This is a genomic window from Mycobacterium sp. P2_H7 (assembly GCF_056403275.1).
The window spans coordinates 33788-49956 of the sequence record NZ_JBFUFU010000018.1; the positions used below are offsets into that span (position 1 = coordinate 33788).

Below are 16169 nucleotides of genomic sequence, written 5' to 3' on the forward strand. Positions count from 1 at the left end.
GTGACTGCCGTACTGCCTGAGGTATCAGTGCCCGTGCCGACCGCCCGCCGGATCGTGGTGGGGGAGCGGGCCGCGTTGGCCGTGCTGCTCGCGGGGACCGCCGTGCTCTACCTGTGGAACCTGTCGATCAGCGGCTGGGCCAACAGTTTCTACTCGGCCGCCGTGCAAGCCGGTGCCAGCGACTGGACCGCCATGCTGTTCGGGTCCAGCGATGCCGCCAACGCCATCACCGTCGACAAGACGCCCGCCGCGCTGTGGCTGATGGATATCTCGGTGCGACTCTTCGGGTTACATCCGTGGAGCGTAATGCTGCCGCAGGCCCTGGAGGGAATAGCGGCGGTGGGCGTCCTGTACGCGGTGGTACGCAGGGCGAGCGGGCCGGGTGCGGCGCTGCTGGCCGGCACGGTGCTGGCACTGACCCCGGCGGCGGCGCTGATCTTCCGGTTCAACAATCCCGACGCGCTGCTGGTGTTGCTGCTGGTGGCCGGCGCCTACGGTGTCACACGGGCATGCCAGCCCGGCAGCAGCCGCTGGTGGATGGTCGCGGTCGGCGCGGCGGTCGGATTCGCCTTCCTGGCCAAGATGTTGCAGGCCTTCCTGGTGCTGCCCGCCTTCGCCGCGGCGTACCTGATCTGTGCGGCGGCTCCGCTGCGCACCCGGCTCGTGCGCCTGGGCGCGGGGGCGCTGGCGATGGTGGTGGCCGGCGGCTGGTATCTGCTGCTGGTCGAGCTGTGGCCGGCCTCGGCGCGACCGTATATCGGTGGCTCCCAGCACAACAGCATCATCGAACTGGCGCTCGGCTACAACGGCCTGGGGCGGCTGACCGGCGACGAGGTCGGCGGGCTGGGCAACCTGAACCACGACGTCGGCTGGGACCGGCTGCTGGGTTCCGGGATGGGCACCCACATCGCGTGGCTGCTGCCTGCGGCGGTGATCTGCCTGGCCGCCGGGCTGATACTGACCCGCCGCGCCCCCCGCACCGACGCCACCCGCGCCGCCCTGATCCTGTGGGGCGGTTGGCTGCTGGTGACGGCCGTGGTGTTCAGCTACGCCAACGGCATCCTGCACCCGTACTACACGGTGGCGCTGGCTCCGGCCATCGCCGCCTGCGTCGGGATCGGGGCGAACCTGTTGTGGCGCAGGCGGTCCGATCTGCGGTGCGCGACGGCCCTGGCCGGCACGGTGATCGTCACCGTGGTGCTGGCCGCGGTGCTGCTGGGCAGGCAGGCCGAGTTGATGCCGTGGCTGCGTGCGGCAGTGGCAGTGGTGGGGATCGCAGCGGCCGTGCTCATCCTGGTGGCCGGCCGGCTGCCCCGGACGGTCGCCGGTGTCGCCGCGGCGCTGGCGGTCGTGGCCTGTCTGGCCGGGCCGGGCGCCTACTCGATCGCCACCGCGGCAAGCCCGCACAGCGGCGCGATCCCGTCGGTGGGGCCGGCGCGAGGCTGGAGCGGCGGCCCGTTCGACTCACCCACCCCGAAACCGGCCCTGACGGCGTTACTGAGCGCCAACGCCGGTGACTACACGTGGGTGGCGGCCACCGTCGGCTCCACCAACGCCGCCGGTTATCAGCTGGCCACCGGATCGCCCGTGCTCGCGGTCGGCGGATTCAACGGCACCGACCCCGCGCCGACCGTGCAGGAATTCCAGCAATTGTTGGCGGACAAGAAGATTCACTACTTCATCCACGGCGTGATGATGGGCAATTGGCGCGGCCAGAACAGCGGCAGCCGGGACGCCACGGACATCGCATCCTGGGTGCAGAGCCACTACACCGCGGTGCCGGTGGCCGGGGTGACGGTCTACGACCTGACCGCGCCCGTGCATTCATAGCTTTCGCATAGCCTGCGCCAACGGCCGACACACTCCCCGAGCCAAATATGGACGTCATGACAGACATCGCCTTCGCCGCACGGCCCAACGCCGTACAGGTCGCCCGTTCGCTTGCCGTTCCGGTGGTCGACGTGGCGGTGCCGGTGTACAACGAACAGGCCGCGCTGGCCAACTCGGTGCGCCGGCTGCACCGGCACCTGCAGGAGAACTTCCCGTTCCCCGTGCGGATCACCATCGCCGACAACGCCAGCGTCGACGACACCCCGCTGATCGCCGCCGAGCTGGCCGCAGAACTCGACGATGTGCGGGTGGTGCGCCTCGAGCAGAAGGGCCGCGGCCGCGCGCTGCACCATGTGTGGTCGCGCTCGGATTCGCCGGTGCTGGCCTACATGGACGTCGACCTGTCCACCGACCTGGCGGCGCTGGCCCCTCTGGTGGCCCCGCTGATCTCCGGACATTCCGATCTCGCGATCGGCACCCGGCTGTCGCGCAACGCCCGGGTGGTGCGCGGCCCCAAGCGCGAGATCATCTCCCGCTGCTACAACCTGATCCTGAAATCCACCCTGGCGGCCGGCTTCTCCGACGCGCAGTGCGGATTCAAGGCGATCCGTGCCGACGTGGCCCGCGAGCTGCTGCCCTACGTCGAGGACACCGGCTGGTTCTTCGACACCGAGCTGCTGGTGCTGGCCGAGCGGACCGGCCTGCGCATCCATGAGGTTCCGGTGGACTGGGTCGACGACCCCGACAGCCGGGTGGACATCCTCGCCACCGCGACCGCTGACCTGAAGGGGGTGGGCCGGTTGCTTCGCGGCTTCGCCAACGGTGCCATCCCGATCAACACCATTGCCGCCCAACTGGGTTCACGCCGTGCGGCGGCGCCGCGCTCGCTGCTGCGCCAGGTGGTCCGCTTCGGCACCATCGGCGTCGCGTCCACCATCGCCTACCTGCTGCTGTTCATGGCGCTGCACGGCTCCATCGGCGCCCAGGCCGCGAACCTGGTGGCACTGCTGGTCACCGCGGTCGCCAATACCGCCGCCAATCGCCGCTTCACCTTCGGGGTACGCGGGGGTGCGGGTGCGGCCAAGCATCAGTTCGAGGGGCTGATCGTGTTCGGTATCGCGCTGGCCATCACCAGCGGGTCGCTGGCCGGACTGCACGCCTTCGTCGAACAACCGCACAAGCTGGTCGAACTGACCGTCCTGGTGCTGGCCAACCTGGTGTCCACCGCCGTCCGCTTCGTACTGCTGCGCGGCTGGGTCTTCCACCCCCGCCGCGCCGCCTAGAACCCCTGCTACGCAGAAGGATTGAGATGACTGTGACAGATTCCCGGCAGGCCCGACCTGCCACTGCCGCCCCGGCTGCGGCCGGTCGCGGCCGGGCCGCCCGGTGGGTGCTCGGCGACGAGACGCAGGCGCGCTGGGAGCGGCCGGGCCTGCTGGCCCTGCTGACCGCCACCGCCGCGCTCTACCTGTGGGGCCTGGGTTCCAACGGCTGGGCCAACAGCTACTACGCCGCCGCGGCCCAGGCCGGCACCCAATCGTGGAAAGCACTGTTCTTCGGGTCCTTTGACGCGGGCAATGCCATCACGGTCGACAAGCCGCCCGCGGCGATGTGGGTGATGGGCCTGTCCGGCCGGCTGTTCGGCTTCAACGAGTTCACCATGCTGCTGCCGCAGGCGCTGATGGGCGTGGCCGCCGTGGCCGTGCTCTATGCCACCGTCCGCCGGTGCAGCGGCCCGGGTGCGGGCCTGATCGCCGGCGCCGCGCTGGCGCTGACCCCGGTGGCCGCGTCGATGTTCCGCTACAACAACCCCGATTCGCTGCTGGTGCTGCTGTTGGTCATCGCCGCGTACTGCACGGTACGGGCGATCGGCACCACGTCGGCAAGCGCCATGACGAAGTGGATGGCGTTGACGGGCTGCGCCGTCGGGTTCGCGTTCCTGACGAAGATGCTGCAGGCGTTTCTGGTGCTGCCCGGCCTGGGCATCGCTTTCCTGATCGCCGGTGGGGCGACCCTCGGAAAGCGCGCGGGGGCCGTGGCCGTCGGTGTGGTGTCGATGGTGTTCTCGGCAGGCTGGTACATCGCACTGGTCAGCCTGTGGCCGGCCGACGCGCGGCCCTACATCGCCGGCTCCACCGACAACAGCCTGCTGCAGCTTGCGTTCGGCTACAACGGAATCCAGCGGATCACCGGTAACAACCAGCCCGGCGGCGGTGGCGGTCACGCCCCCGGCGGCATGGGTGGGGAAGGTGGCCGCAATGTGTTCTTCGGCGGCGAGCCCGGAATCGGCAGGCTGTTCAACGACTTCATGGGTACCGAGGTGTCCTGGCTGCTGCCTGCCGCGCTGATCGGTCTGGCCGCCGGTCTGTGGTTCACCCGGCGTAGTCCGCGCACCGGGAAGGTGCGCGCCAGCCTCATCCTGTGGGCCGGTTGGCTGTTCGTCACCGGCGCGGTGTTCAGCTACATGGACGGCACCGTGCATCCGTACTACGCGGTGGCACTGGCCCCCGCGGTGGCCGCGCTGCTGGGTATCTCGGTGGCCGAGCTGTGGCAGGGGCGTCAGTTCCTGGTGCCGCGGGTGGTGCTGGCCGTCATGCTGGCGGGCACCGGGGCGTGGACGTTCATCCTGCTCAACCGCACGCCGGAATGGTGGCCCGCGCTGCGCTGGATCATCCTCGTCGGCGCGGTCCTGCTGGCCGCGGTCCTCGCGGTGGGCGCGTACAAGCTGGGCAAGGCCACCCTCGTGGTGGCCGCGGCGGCACTGCTCTTCGGGTTCGCGGGCAGCGCGGCGTACGCGATCTCGACGGTCGCCAACGGGCACTCCGGTGGTCCGATGCCGAGCTCGGGTCCGGCCCGCGCCGGTGGTGGGGGCTTCGGTCCGCCCGGTGGCTGGGACAAGCAGGGTGACGACGGAGCGCTGGCAACACTGATCACCGGGCTCGATAACCGTTGGGCCGCAGCGACGATCGGCTCCATGGGGGCGAGCAACCTGGAGTTGAAGACCGGAGCCTCGATCATGTCCATCGGCGGATTCGCCGGCGGCGACGACTCGCCGACGCTGGTGCAGTTCCAGCACTACGTGGCCGACGGCCAGGTGCGGTACTTCTACGCCAACGATCGCGGACCGGGCGGGCATGGTGGCCCGGGTTCGGACAAGGACAGCTCGGGCGCACAGATCACGGCGTGGGTCCAGCAGCACTACACCAAGATGGATGTGGGTGGCACGACGGTCTACGACCTGAGCAAACCCCTCACCTAGACACACGTGCGATTTGTGGAGCGGCAACCGTACTCATTACGGCTGCCGCTCCATAAGTCGCAGATTCACCGTGATTTCGACCGATGCGCGCCGCGCCGTCACTTGTTAGCGTCCGGCACATGTCTGTCACCGATGAGTTGCTGGCCAACAACGAGGAATACGCCAAGACCTTCACTGGGCCGCTCCCGCTACCGCCGAGCAAGCATGTCGCCGTGCTCGCCTGCATGGACGCTCGTCTGGACGTCTACCGCATCCTCGGATTGGGCGACGGCGAGGCGCACGTCATCCGCAATGCCGGCGGTGTGGTCACCGATGACGAGATCCGGTCACTGGCCATCAGCCAGCGCCTGCTCGGCACCACCGAGATCATCCTGATCCACCACACCGACTGCGGCATGCTGACCTTCACCGATGACGACTTCAAGCGCGGCATCCAGGACGAGGTCGGCATCAAGCCGGAGTGGGCGGCCGAAGCATTCTCCGATCTGGCCGAGGACGTGCGGCAGTCCCTGCGCCGGATCGAGGCCAGCCCGTTCGTCACCAAACACGAATCGCTGCGCGGGTTCATCTTCGACGTGGCCACGGGCCGGCTCGATGAGGTCACGCTCTAGGTTCAGGCCCGCCAGCGCGACAGCCGGCGCTCGATCGCCACGAGCACACCGTTGAACGCCAGGCCCACCAAGGCGATGGTGACGATTCCCGCATACATGTTGGGTATCTGGAAGTTCAACTGAGCGGCCGTGATGAGGTAGCCCAGACCAGCCTTCGCGCCGACCATCTCGGCGGCGATGAGCACCAGGATCGACGACGCGGCCGCCATCCGCAGACCGGTGAAGATGGTGGGCACCGATGCCGGCAGGATCACTTTCTGGAACAGCCGGATCGGTGACAGGCCCAGAGAACGTGCCGACCGGATCAGTAGCGGATCGACGGTGCGCACGCCCGAAATGGTGTTCAGCAGTATGGGAAACGCCGAGGCGTACACCACCAAGGCGATCTTGGACGTCTCACCGATGCCGAGGATCAGGATGAACACCGGCAGCAGCGCCAGCGCGGCGGTGTTGCGGAACAGCTCCAGGATCGGGTTCAGGAAATCGGCGACCGGCTTGTACCAGGCGATGGCCACACCCAACGGGATCGACACCACGACAGCGATGGCGAAACCGACGAGTGCCCGCGACAGGCTGGCCGATACATGCTCGGCGAGCTGGCCGTTGCCGACCAATTCGACGAATGTCTGCGCGACTTCGCTGAAGGGGGGCAGGAACACCTTGTCCACCAGACCGATTCGCGGCGCGGTCTCCCATACGGCGAGAAACGCCAGGATGGCCACCGCGGGTTTGGCGATGGCCCATGCCAGGGATGTCAGTCGTCGGCGAGTCGGGGGTGCCGAGACGGGGGCCGGGACGGCGAGCGTCGCCTGCGGTGCCGGGGTGGTCAGGGCGCTAGACATGTTGTACCTCGGTGGATGTGGTGGCGAGCTCCAACGAGCGGGCCCGCTCGACCTCGTCGTGCAGCAGCGACCACACGTGATGCCGCAGGGCCCGGAACCCTTCGTCTGACCTGACGTCCTCGACATGGCGGTCGATGTCGATGTCGACGATGTTCTTGATCCGGCCCGGCCGCGACGTCAGCACCGCGACGCGCTGCCCGAGGTAGATGGCCTCGTCGATGCCGTGGGTGATGAACAGAATGGTCTTGCCGGTGGTCCTCCAGATCCGCAGCAGTTCATCCTGCAGCGATTCCCGGGTCTGGGCGTCGAGTGCGGCGAACGGTTCGTCCATGAGCAGCACTTCGGGGTCGAAAGCCAGGCTGCGGGCGATCGCGACCCGCTGCTTCATCCCGCCCGAGAGTTCGTGGGGGTAGCGGTCCCCGAAGCTGCCGAGGCCCACGAGCTCCAGATAATGCTCCGCCCGTGCGCGGCGCTCCGCGGATCGCAGTCCCTTTGCCTCCAGGCCGAACTCGATGTTCTTGCGGGCGGTGCGCCACGGCAGCAGCGCGTACTGTTGGAAGACGATGCCGCGATCCAGGCCAGGGCCGGTGATCGGGGTGCCGTCGAGCAGGATGTCACCCGAGGTCGGTGTGGTCAGCCCGCCGAGCAGATCCAGCAGCGTGGACTTGCCGCAGCCGCTGGGGCCGACCAGTACCAGGAACTCACCGGCGGCCAGGTCGATTGTGATGTCCTCGATCGCGGTGAACGGGGTGTGCTGGCCACGGATGGGGAACTGTTTGGTGACGTGCTGAAGGCTCAACTTCGGTTGCTCGGTCATTTCTGTGCCAGCGCCTGTCCGTCGGGTCCGCTGCTCTGGGCGTAGGTGCCGTTGGCGTACGGATTGAATTCGTTGGTGTACAGGTTCTTTGCCTCGAGCTTGCCCGGCTGCAATTCGCCGTTGCGGACCAGCCAGTCGATCCAGGTCTGGAGTTCGCGTTCGGCGACGACCCCGCCGGGTACCGGGACGCCGAAGCTACGGAAGTACTCGATGGACTTGGTGTCCTCGTTGCGGTGCCGATTGTCGATGATGTCCCGGAATCTCGCCAGTACGACGTCACGCGGAGTCACCTGGGCCCACCGGATGGCCCGCGCCGTGCCCTGCACGAAATCCCGCGTGGCATCCGGATTCTCGGCGATGAAGTCCTTGCGCAGCACGTAGGTGCCGTAGCTGAACGCGCCGAACAGCGATTTATCGGTGAACAGTGGCCGGATACCACCCCGCTTGAGCGCGGTCTCGCGGTAGATGCCGTTGAGTGCGGCCACCTCGACCTGCCCGTCGCGCAGTGCCTGTTCGGTGTTGACCGGCGGCACCACCGTCAGGGCGACCGTCTTGATCTCGTCGTTGGAGAGACCTTCCTTGGCCAGCCATTCCCGGGTCAGGAATTCATGATGAGCGCCAAGGGTGTTCATCGCGACCTTCTTGTCGATGAGGTCGCGGGCACTGCGGATCGGGCTGTTCTCCAGCACGTAATACCCGGTGTATTCACCCTCGTCGGCGCCATAGGAGCTCAGTACCGAGGTGATGTTGGCGCCGGCGGCATCCAATTTGACCACGGCGCCGTTGAATGCCGAGCCGAACTCGACATCGCCCGTGGCTGCGGACTGGATATCCTGAGGTCCGCTCGTGGTGTCGCCGACCCACTCCAACTTCACCTTGCTGTAGTAACCGAGGTTCTCGGCCAACTCAGGCAGGGTGACCTCGCCGGTCGAACCCTGGTACCGCAGTACGGTCTTGCCGTCCTCGGTTCGGGCCGCATCACCTGACGACCCGCACGCGGACAGCACGGTCAAGACGACGGCAGCGACGGCCCCCCAGGCCGCCGCTGCCGCTCCACGTTCATGCTTCACTTCGTCAGCCCCCTGGCGATCGCCTGTCGATACCCTGATCGTGGCATCACGCGGCGGGCCGCCGGAACCTTTACCATCTTCCGGAATACAAAGTCACGGATTACTTCTCGCCGTGAAATGCGCTGCCTGCCAGCGATAGCGATTCCAGACCGTCCGGACCGACCGGGATGTCGCCTTCCAACGTGGTGCGGTACAGCACGCGGGTGGTCTCGATGTCGTCCAGATCTGTCGGGGCCAGATGCGCGGTGGCTCGGTTGTCCCAGAACGCGATGGTGCCCGGACGCCAGCGCAGCCGGACCGTGTAGGCCGGGTTGGTCACCTGATCGAAGAACAGATCGAGCAGTCGGTCGCTGTGTGAGGGCGACAGCCCGACGATGCGCGCGGTGAACCCCGGAGTGACGAACAGTGCACGCTCACCGGTGACGGGATGCACCCGCACCACCGGATGCTCGGTGACGATCGGATTGGACCGGGTCTTCTCGCCGTAGCTGCTGTCCGAGGACCACTGCGGATGGCGGCCACCGAATCGGTGTTCGGCGCGCAACTCGTCGGCAAGCCGCTGGAGCGGATCGGGTAGGCCTTCGTACGCCGCAACGAGATTCGTCCAGTGGGTATCCCCGCCCTGCTCCGGAACGATCTCGGCGCGCAGGACTGTCGCGGCGGGCGGGTTGACCAGTGCGGTCACATCGGTGTGCCACTTGTTGTCATAGCTGTAGCGGGCCCGGCCGAACTTCCGCGCGTACTTGCGGCTGTCCACCGCCAGGATCTGCGGGAAACCTTCCGGCGCTTCGTCGTCGTAGGGATGCGACGGGGTGACCGCGCCGAAGTGCGCGCTGAACGCGATCTGCTCGGCGTGCCCGATCTGCTGGTCGTGGAAGAACAGCACTTTGAACCGGTGCAGCGCGGCCCGCACGGCGCCCACCTGTTCGGCGCTCAGGCCGGTCTGCAGGTCGAGCCCGCTCACCTCGGCGCCGATGTGGCCGGCCACCGGGGTGAAGGTCACGGTTTGTGCTGCTGGAGTGTGCTTTTCGATAGCGATGGTCATGGTTGTCCATGGTGGCGCGCCACGGCGAGCCCGGGAAGGCGGCTTTCACCATGCGAAAGAGACTCAGGATGAGGTTATGTCCCGGCTCGTGCCGATGCGCTGCGCATGGCGCTGCATGACAGGCAGGATCTCGCGGATCAGGTCGTCGGTGAGTCTGCGCCGCAACGCCTGCACGCCGACCGCACCCCAGGCCCGCCCGTTGCCGTCGAACACCGGTACCGCGATGGCGCGTACATGATGGCCCTGACTGCCGGTCGCGTCGGCATACCCGCGCCGGCGCACCTGCTCCAGTACCGACCAGCCCTGTCCGCGGGTGAAAGCCCCGACCGCCATGCCCATCGCGCTGTGCGCCAGCGGTTGTCGGGCTCCCGGGAGCTGGTTCGTGCAGAATCGGCGCGCCGGTCGCGCCGTGCACATGGTCACGATGTCGTCGGTCTCGGCCAGGCCGAAGCTCGCGGTGATCTCGATGTCCCCGGCCAGCGCGTACAGGTGCGGGGTCAGGGCCGCTACGTTGAGCCGGTGTGCGGCCGGGGCGGCCAGCGCGACGAGTGCGGACCCGACGCGGTAGTGCTCGTCGTCGCCCGCGCGTTCCAGCAGTCCGTCGTGCAGCAGCGCCTGCGCGAGTCGATAGGCGGTGCTCAGGGGCAACCCGGTTCTGGCGGCCAGCGAGGTGAGCGAGATGCCGGGCTCGGCGTCCCCGACCGCGGTCAGGATGGCGATGGCGCGGTGCAGGACCTGGGGGCCCGGCGGCCGGTCAGCGGACGACGGCCTGGCCATCGGGACCTGCCGCGGCGGGATAGGTGCCGTTGGAGTACGGGTTGAACTTGTTGGTGTACAAGTCTTTCGCCTGCAACTTGCCTTGCTGAAGCTCACCGTTTCGGACCAGCCAGTCGATCCAGAGCTGCAGCGATTGTTCGGTGATCACGCCGCCGGGTTCGGCGACGCCGGTGCTCTTCCAGTAGTCGGCGTTGTCGGCACTCTCGTTGCGGCCCCGAGCGCCGATGATCTGCTTGAACTTGGCGATCACCTGATCGCGCGTGCTGACCTGCGCCCAGCGGATGGCGCGGGCGGTGCCCTGGGTGAGGTCGGCGACGGCGTCGGCGTTGGCAGCCAGGAAGTCGTTGCGTACGACATATGTGCCGTAGGTGAAATCGCCGAACAGGGACCCGTCGGTGAACAACGGGCGCAGCCCACCGCGTGCCAGCGCACGGTCGCGCCAGATGTCGTTGAGTGCGACTGCGTCGATATTGCCCTGTCGCAGCGCCTGTTCGGCGTTCACCGGTGGGACGACCGTCAGCTCTACGTTCTTGATGTCGTCGTTGGACAGGCCCTGGCGGGCCAGCCATTCGCGCATGACAAACTCCTGGTGCGCGCCCAGGGTGTTCATCCCGAACTTCTTTCCGAGCAGATCGCGCGCAGTGCGGATGGGACTGTCATCCCGCACGTAGTACCCGGTGAAGTTCTCCTTGTCCGATCCGTAGTAGCCGATGATCGAGGTGATGGGGGAGCCGGCGGCGGCCAGCTTGACCACCGCGCCGTTGAAGGCACCGCCGAAATCGGTGTCCCCGGTCGCGGCGGACTGGATGTCCTGCGGGCCGCTGGTGGTGTTGCCGACCCACTTCAGCTTGATCTTCTGGAAATAACCCAGATTCTCGGCCAGTTCGGGATAGGTGACCTGGCTGGCCCAGCCCTGGTAGCGGATGATGCTCTTACCGTCCTCGACCACCGCTTTCTGCGATGACGACCCGCATCCCGACACCAGGGCCACCACCGCCAGGACCGAGATCAACAGGGCTGACAGACGTGGCCTCATTCCTGTGATGTTGCCCAGCAGACGGCTCCGCAACAACAGTTCGGCACCCGCGCGATTATTACTCGGCGCGATCGCAGCCGTGGTGGATTTGCTTCCGGCGTGGTTACCGTAGACCGAACATGGCTGCGCTCAGGGGGTTTCGACGTGGATGAGATCGACGAGGTGACCGCCGACGTATTCGTCGCGGGAGGTGGCCCCGCCGCCTGTTGGGCCGCCTTGCGGGCGGCTGCCGGTGGCGCGGATGTCGTCCTGGCGGACAAGGGCTATTGCGGCACCAGCGGTGCGACCGCATCGGCGGGCACCGGTGTCTGGTACGTCCCGCCGGACGCTTCGGCCCGTGCGGACGCGATCGCCAGCCGCGACGCCCTGGGCGGCTACCTCGCCGACCACCGGKGGGCGGCGAGGGTACTCGACGAGACCTACCACCGCATCAACGAATTCGCCGATGCGGCCCGGTTTCCGTTCCCGGTGGGTGCTGACGGTGTGCAGTTGCGCGGCGGCCTGCAGGGGCCCGAGTACATGCGCCGGATGCGGATCCTGTTGCGCCGCGCCGGGGTCCGGATCCTGGACCACAGTCCCGTCACGGAACTGCTGGTGGCTGCCGACGGTGCGGCGGCCGGTGCGGCGGGCTACCGGCGTCAGGTCCAGCGGGCGTACCGGGTGCGGGCCGGCGCGGTGGTGCTGGCCACCGGCGGCTGCGCGTTCCAATCCAAAGCGCTTGGCTGCGATGTGAATACGGGCGACGGCACGCTGTTCGCGGTGGAGGCCGGCGCCGAACTCTCGGGGATGGAATTCTCCAATGCCTACGGAATCGCCCCGGCGGGCACGTCGGTCACCAAGACGGCCTTCTACCACTTTGCCACCTTCTACCGGGAAGACGGTTCGGTGCTGGAAGGTGCCAGCGGGCGCCAGCGTTCGCCGATCGCTGCGGAGCTGTTGCGCGGTAAGGTTTTCTGCCAACTGGACAAGGCCGACATCCCGAGCCAACAGGCAATGCGGCGCGCGCAGCCGAACTTCTTCCTCACGTTCGACCGGATGGGTATCGACCCCTTCACCCAGAAGTTCGCCGTGACACTCCTCGGCGAGGGCACGGTGCGCGGTACCGGCGGAATCCGCATCGTCGGCGACGACTGCGCCACCACGGTGCCCGGGCTGTACGCCGCAGGGGATGCGGCCACCCGCGAGTTGATCTGCGGCGGCTTCAGTGGCGGCGGCAGTCACAATGCCGCATGGGCGATCTCGTCGGGCAACTGGGCGGGGCAGGGTGCGGCGCGGTTCGCACGTGCGCTCGGCGCGGGGGCGTCGGCCCGCCGGGTGACCGGCATCGGCGGTGCAGGCATCCGGCCGCGCACCGCCCACGTGTCCGGGGACCACGCGGGGGTGGTCGCCGCAGTGCAGGCCGAGGTGCTGCCCTATGACAAGAACTACCTGCGCCGCGGACCGGTGCTGGCCACCGCGCTGGACGTGCTCGACGCTGTCTGGGCCGACGTGACCGCGTCGTTGGCCGGGTCCGGCGAGCAGCTGGTGCGCAACAGGCAGGCGGCGGCGATGACCGCGCACGCCCGGTGGATGTACCGGACGGCATTGGCGCGCAACGAGACCCGAGGCATGGCGAAGCGTCTGGACTTCCCGGACCAGGATCCCGGCCAGCACCATCGGCTCCTCACCGGAGGGCTGGACGACATCTGGGTGCGGCCCGAAACGACCCGGGCGCTCGAGGTGGCATCGTGATCGAACTGGTGTCGGCGCAACGGTGCATCGCGTGCGACAAGTGCATCGAGGTGTGCCCGACGAATGTCTTCGATCGCGGGCCGGGCGGTGTGCCGCTGATCGGCCGGCACAGTGATTGCCAGACATGCTTCCAGTGCGAGGCCAACTGCCCCGTCGACGCCTTGTTCGTCTCTCCGCTCGTCACCCCCGCCGAGGTGGAGGAGGAGGCCTTGGTGACTGCGGGGCTGCTCGGCAGCTATCGGGAGCGGATCGGCTGGGGCAAGGGCCGCGCGCCGGGCGCGCGGAACGCGATCGGCCCTGCGCTGGAAGCCGGCGCCGAGCCGCTGATCTCCTGACCCAGGGGATCATCCGGCGCGGGCCAGCGCGGTGAGCGCGGCGGCCGTGCGGTCGCAGAAGGCCTCGTGGTCGGTGAGGCCGCGGGTCATCGCCCGGACGACGGTGGTGGCGACCAGGAAGTCGAACAGGGTGTCCGCGCGCTCGGCGTCGCCGATCAGGTCGGTCATCAGCACGCGCACATCGGACTCGGCGCGCAACACCAGTCGCTCGTAGATCGAGTCGTCGCGGTGGTAGGCCGTGAGCAGACCCGGCAGTGCCGCGCGCGGCACCGGATCGGCCAGCCAGCCCAGGAACATCGCGACCCAGCCGCGCAGATCGGTGTACAGGTCACCGGTGGTGGTGGGCACCGGGACCGGGTCGGTGTGGCCGAACGCGGCGTCCTCCACCAACGCCTCTTTCGTCGGCCAGCGCCGGTACAACGTCGGTGCGCCGACCCCGGCCCGTTTGGCGATGGCCACCATGGTGGTGCCCTGATACCCCTCCTCGACCAGGAGCTCGCGCGTCGCCTGCAGCACGGCCACGTCCTTGGCCGGGTCGCGCGGGCGGCCCGCTGCGCTTGTCATGCCCAAAACCTAGCCCTTTCCGGAACAGCCTGTTACGTTACGCGGTATAACGTAATTACCCGGGAAGGCTTGGCGATGCTCACTCCGCACGATGAACTGCTCTGTCATCAACTGCCCACCACGTTCGATCACGTCGCGCAGTCGGACCTGCGCTGGACGGAACGCATCGTCATGTACGGGTTCGATCGCTCGGGAGACATCAACGTGATGACGGGCCTGGCGCGCTACCCGAACCGCAACGTCACCGATGCCTACGCGATGATCACCCGGCGCGGCGGCGAGGCCAGGGTGGTGCGGATGTCGACCGAACTGAACCCGCAAACCGGTTCTCTCGGAACCTATTCCGTCGGGCCGTTCACCTACTCGATCGAAGAGCCACTGCGCACGGTGCGAGCCCAACTGGCGCCCAACGACCAAGGCGTCAGCCTGGATCTGCGGCTGCGCGGCCAGTTCCCCGCCTACGAACAGACAGCGGCGTTTCATCGCAGCCGTGGCCGGGTCAGCGAGGACGCGCGCCGGTTCTACCAGAACGGTGAACTGGAGGGCTGGATCGAGATCGACGGCGAACGCATCGAGATCGACCCGCAGCGGTGGTGGTTCGGGCGGGACCATTCCTGGGGTGTGCGTAACGGGCCGGGCGGTGGCAGCCTGACCGAGGGCGCGAATCTGCAACCCCCGGAAATTCCGGACGGCACCTTGTATTACATGGGCATCTTCGAATTCGAGGACGAGCTGGTGCATTTCGCGCAGCGCGAGACCAGCACGGGGGAGCGCTGGCAGTTCGAGGGCGAGATCCTCTATCCCATCGAGTCGCAGCGTCCGGCGGCCGCCATCATCGACGTCGAGCACGAACTGACGTTCCGCGATGATCTGCGGGTGATCAGCGGCGGCACCTTCACCGTGCACCGCGGCGACCGCACCACCAGCCTCATCGAGGTCAGCCCGATCACCGACTTCTGGCCCGGTCTGGCCGGCTACATGGAGGTGAACAGCTATGCGTCCGGGCATTGGCGCGGAACGGATTTCCTGGACGGGTTCGCCGCCGACACGACGAATCTGGATGTCATCAGGCCCGTCAGCTTCCTGTCCGAGACGCTGTGTCAGGTGCGGATGACCGAGGCGGGTGAGCCGCTCAAGACCGGATACGGACTGGTGGAGATGGTATTCGTCGGTGCCTACCCCCGGTACGGATACACGGGATGGTGAGGGCGCTGGTCGAGGACCTACCCGCCACACTGGAAGCGCTTGTGCGGCAGCACATCCCCGGTGCGGCCGATGCGAGAGTGCTCAATTGGGCACCGAGCCCGGGCGGATTCTCCACCGAGACCTACCTTTTCGACGTCACTGGTCTCGACGACGGCTCGACGCTGGGCCTGGTGTTCCGCCGCCCACCTGAATTCCAGATCCTCCCGGACTACGACCTGCGGCGGCAGTACCTGGTGATGCAGCGGCTGGCAAGTTCTGCGGTTCCGGTGCCCACGGTGCGCTGGATAGACCCGTCCGGCGACGCCGTGGGGACCCCGTATCTGGTGATGGACCGCATCGATGACGTGGTCGGCGTCAGCGATGTGCCGCCCTATCACGGGGCAGGCATCTTCGCCGACACCGATGACGCCGGCCGCGCGACCTTGTGGAACGGCTGCGTCGACATGATCGCCGCCGTGCACCGCGTCGACGTCCATGCCCGCCGGCTGGGCTTCCTGGGCGTGTCCGGACCCGCATCGCTCACCGGCTTCCTGCGCTACGCATTGGGGTGGGCCTACGCCGACAAACCGTTGCACCCGACCTTCACCCGCGCGCTGGACTGGCTGGACGCTCATACCTACGCGCCGGAACGGGTGGGCCTGTGCTGGGGCGACGCCCGGATGTCGAACGTGCTGTACCGGCCCGACCTCACGCCCAAGGCGGCGCTCGACTGGGAGATCGCCTACCTCGGCGACCAGTCCGCCGACATCAGTTGGCTGCTGATGACGGACTGGGTCAGCAGCCCGCTGCCGGGCAATGCCGCCGCGCCGGGCACGCCGACTCGCGAGGAGACCGTCGACCGCTACGAACGAGCCGTCGGGCACCGGGTCGGCAACCTCGCCTTCACCGACGTCACCGCTCCGCTGCTGCTGGCCGTGGCCCTGGTGCGGCTGAACCGTCGATTCGACATTCCCGGTGTGGACCTCGCCGACATCTGCGCGCGCAGGATCGACTTTGTCCTAAACAGCTGAACTCACTACATTTGCAGTGTGGGCGCTCCTGACAAT

General features: G+C 67.8%; 15 protein-coding genes. 8 read left to right on the forward strand and 7 right to left on the reverse strand.

Translation table 11 applies throughout. From position 1 onward, the window contains the following. From AC1DY7_RS25035 to AC1DY7_RS25050, 4 genes are all read left to right on the forward strand, one after another. On the forward strand, positions 1 to 1830 hold the full coding sequence (locus tag AC1DY7_RS25035) for an ArnT family glycosyltransferase (protein WP_477496439.1): 1830 nt from the start codon (positions 1 to 3) through the stop codon (positions 1828 to 1830). Positions 1831 to 1877: 47 nt separating this feature from the next. Then, on the forward strand, positions 1878 to 3113 hold the full coding sequence (locus AC1DY7_RS25040; protein WP_477496440.1) for a bifunctional glycosyltransferase family 2/GtrA family protein: 1236 nt from the start codon (positions 1878 to 1880) through the stop codon (positions 3111 to 3113). Between the two features lie 26 nt (positions 3114 to 3139). Then, entirely contained in the window at positions 3140 to 5089 is a 1950-nt protein-coding gene (locus AC1DY7_RS25045) for an ArnT family glycosyltransferase (RefSeq protein WP_477496441.1), read from the forward strand. A 119-nt stretch (positions 5090 to 5208) separates the two neighbouring features. Beyond that, complete coding sequence (locus AC1DY7_RS25050; protein ID WP_477496442.1) at positions 5209 to 5700, forward strand: beta-class carbonic anhydrase; 492 nt, start codon at positions 5209 to 5211, stop codon at positions 5698 to 5700. 2 nt (positions 5701 to 5702) lie between these two features. Here AC1DY7_RS25050 and AC1DY7_RS25055 read toward each other — a convergent pair whose 3' ends face one another. The 6 genes from AC1DY7_RS25055 to AC1DY7_RS25080 all read right to left on the reverse strand — a co-directional run bounded on the left by AC1DY7_RS25055 (position 5703) and on the right by AC1DY7_RS25080 (position 11287). Further along, the gene (locus AC1DY7_RS25055) at positions 5703 to 6542 is read right to left on the reverse strand and encodes an ABC transporter permease (RefSeq protein WP_477496443.1); all 840 of its coding nucleotides are present in this window, start codon (positions 6540 to 6542) and stop codon (positions 5703 to 5705) included. Beyond that, positions 6535 to 7359 carry an ABC transporter ATP-binding protein gene (locus AC1DY7_RS25060; RefSeq protein WP_477496444.1) on the reverse strand — a complete coding sequence of 275 codons (825 nt, stop codon included), beginning with the start codon at positions 7357 to 7359 and terminating at the stop codon, positions 6535 to 6537. Before AC1DY7_RS25060 ends, AC1DY7_RS25055 begins: the two co-directional genes overlap by 8 nt. Continuing rightward, positions 7356 to 8429, reverse strand: a complete 1074-nt coding sequence (locus AC1DY7_RS25065) for an ABC transporter substrate-binding protein (protein ID WP_477496445.1) — start codon at positions 8427 to 8429, stop codon at positions 7356 to 7358. The genes AC1DY7_RS25060 and AC1DY7_RS25065 overlap by 4 nt, the downstream gene beginning before the upstream one ends. 100 nt (positions 8430 to 8529) lie before the next feature. Further along, a complete protein-coding gene (locus AC1DY7_RS25070; protein ID WP_477496446.1) occupies positions 8530 to 9474 on the reverse strand; it encodes a TauD/TfdA dioxygenase family protein in 945 nt (314 codons plus the stop codon). Positions 9475 to 9537: 63 nt separating this feature from the next. Then, positions 9538 to 10251, reverse strand: a complete 714-nt coding sequence (locus AC1DY7_RS25075) for an IclR family transcriptional regulator (RefSeq protein WP_477496447.1) — start codon at positions 10249 to 10251, stop codon at positions 9538 to 9540. Beyond that, positions 10229 to 11287: an ABC transporter substrate-binding protein gene (locus tag AC1DY7_RS25080; protein WP_477496448.1), complete on the reverse strand. Its 1059-nt coding sequence runs from the start codon at positions 11285 to 11287 to the stop codon at positions 10229 to 10231. The genes AC1DY7_RS25075 and AC1DY7_RS25080 overlap by 23 nt, the downstream gene beginning before the upstream one ends. Positions 11288 to 11431: 144 nt before the next feature. On the opposite strand from AC1DY7_RS25080, the gene AC1DY7_RS25085 reads away from it, so the two are divergent. Continuing rightward, positions 11432 to 13018, forward strand: coding sequence for an FAD-binding protein (locus AC1DY7_RS25085; protein WP_477496449.1), 1587 nt, complete (start codon positions 11432 to 11434; stop codon positions 13016 to 13018). Next, positions 13015 to 13353: a 4Fe-4S binding protein gene (locus tag AC1DY7_RS25090; protein ID WP_477496450.1), complete on the forward strand. Its 339-nt coding sequence runs from the start codon at positions 13015 to 13017 to the stop codon at positions 13351 to 13353. The genes AC1DY7_RS25085 and AC1DY7_RS25090 overlap by 4 nt, the downstream gene beginning before the upstream one ends. 9 nt (positions 13354 to 13362) lie before the next feature. Here the strand turns inward: AC1DY7_RS25090 and AC1DY7_RS25095 are convergent, their stop codons facing one another. Next, positions 13363 to 13917, reverse strand: a complete 555-nt coding sequence (locus tag AC1DY7_RS25095) for a TetR/AcrR family transcriptional regulator (RefSeq protein ID WP_477496451.1) — start codon at positions 13915 to 13917, stop codon at positions 13363 to 13365. 75 nt (positions 13918 to 13992) lie between these two features. Here AC1DY7_RS25095 and AC1DY7_RS25100 point away from each other — a divergent pair, with 75 nt between their 5' ends. Both AC1DY7_RS25100 and AC1DY7_RS25105 read left to right on the forward strand, forming a co-directional pair. After that, positions 13993 to 15123, forward strand: coding sequence for an Rv3169 family protein (locus tag AC1DY7_RS25100; RefSeq protein ID WP_477496452.1), 1131 nt, complete (start codon positions 13993 to 13995; stop codon positions 15121 to 15123). Beyond that, entirely contained in the window at positions 15117 to 16133 is a 1017-nt protein-coding gene (locus AC1DY7_RS25105) for a phosphotransferase family protein (protein ID WP_477496453.1), read from the forward strand. Before AC1DY7_RS25100 ends, AC1DY7_RS25105 begins: the two co-directional genes overlap by 7 nt. Positions 16134 to 16169: the final 36 nt, after the last annotated feature.

What these genes read in the sequence shown, in the direction of transcription:
- AC1DY7_RS25045 (WP_477496441.1), top strand. Translation starts at nt 3,140, where the DNA reads ATGACTGTGACAGATTCCCGGCAGGCCCGACCTGCCACTGCCGCCCCG.
- AC1DY7_RS25095 (WP_477496451.1), bottom strand. Translation starts at nt 13,917, where the DNA reads ATGACAAGCGCAGCGGGCCGCCCGCGCGACCCGGCCAAGGACGTGGCC.
- AC1DY7_RS25080 (WP_477496448.1), bottom strand. Translation starts at nt 11,287, where the DNA reads ATGAGGCCACGTCTGTCAGCCCTGTTGATCTCGGTCCTGGCGGTGGTG.
- AC1DY7_RS25055 (WP_477496443.1), bottom strand. Translation starts at nt 6,542, where the DNA reads ATGTCTAGCGCCCTGACCACCCCGGCACCGCAGGCGACGCTCGCCGTC.
- AC1DY7_RS25075 (WP_477496447.1), bottom strand. Translation starts at nt 10,251, where the DNA reads ATGGCCAGGCCGTCGTCCGCTGACCGGCCGCCGGGCCCCCAGGTCCTG.
- AC1DY7_RS25060 (WP_477496444.1), bottom strand. Translation starts at nt 7,359, where the DNA reads ATGACCGAGCAACCGAAGTTGAGCCTTCAGCACGTCACCAAACAGTTC.
- AC1DY7_RS25040 (WP_477496440.1), top strand. Translation starts at nt 1,878, where the DNA reads ATGGACGTCATGACAGACATCGCCTTCGCCGCACGGCCCAACGCCGTA.
- AC1DY7_RS25100 (WP_477496452.1), top strand. Translation starts at nt 13,993, where the DNA reads ATGCTCACTCCGCACGATGAACTGCTCTGTCATCAACTGCCCACCACG.
- AC1DY7_RS25050 (WP_477496442.1), top strand. Translation starts at nt 5,209, where the DNA reads ATGTCTGTCACCGATGAGTTGCTGGCCAACAACGAGGAATACGCCAAG.
- AC1DY7_RS25070 (WP_477496446.1), bottom strand. Translation starts at nt 9,474, where the DNA reads ATGACCATCGCTATCGAAAAGCACACTCCAGCAGCACAAACCGTGACC.
- AC1DY7_RS25105 (WP_477496453.1), top strand. Translation starts at nt 15,117, where the DNA reads ATGGTGAGGGCGCTGGTCGAGGACCTACCCGCCACACTGGAAGCGCTT.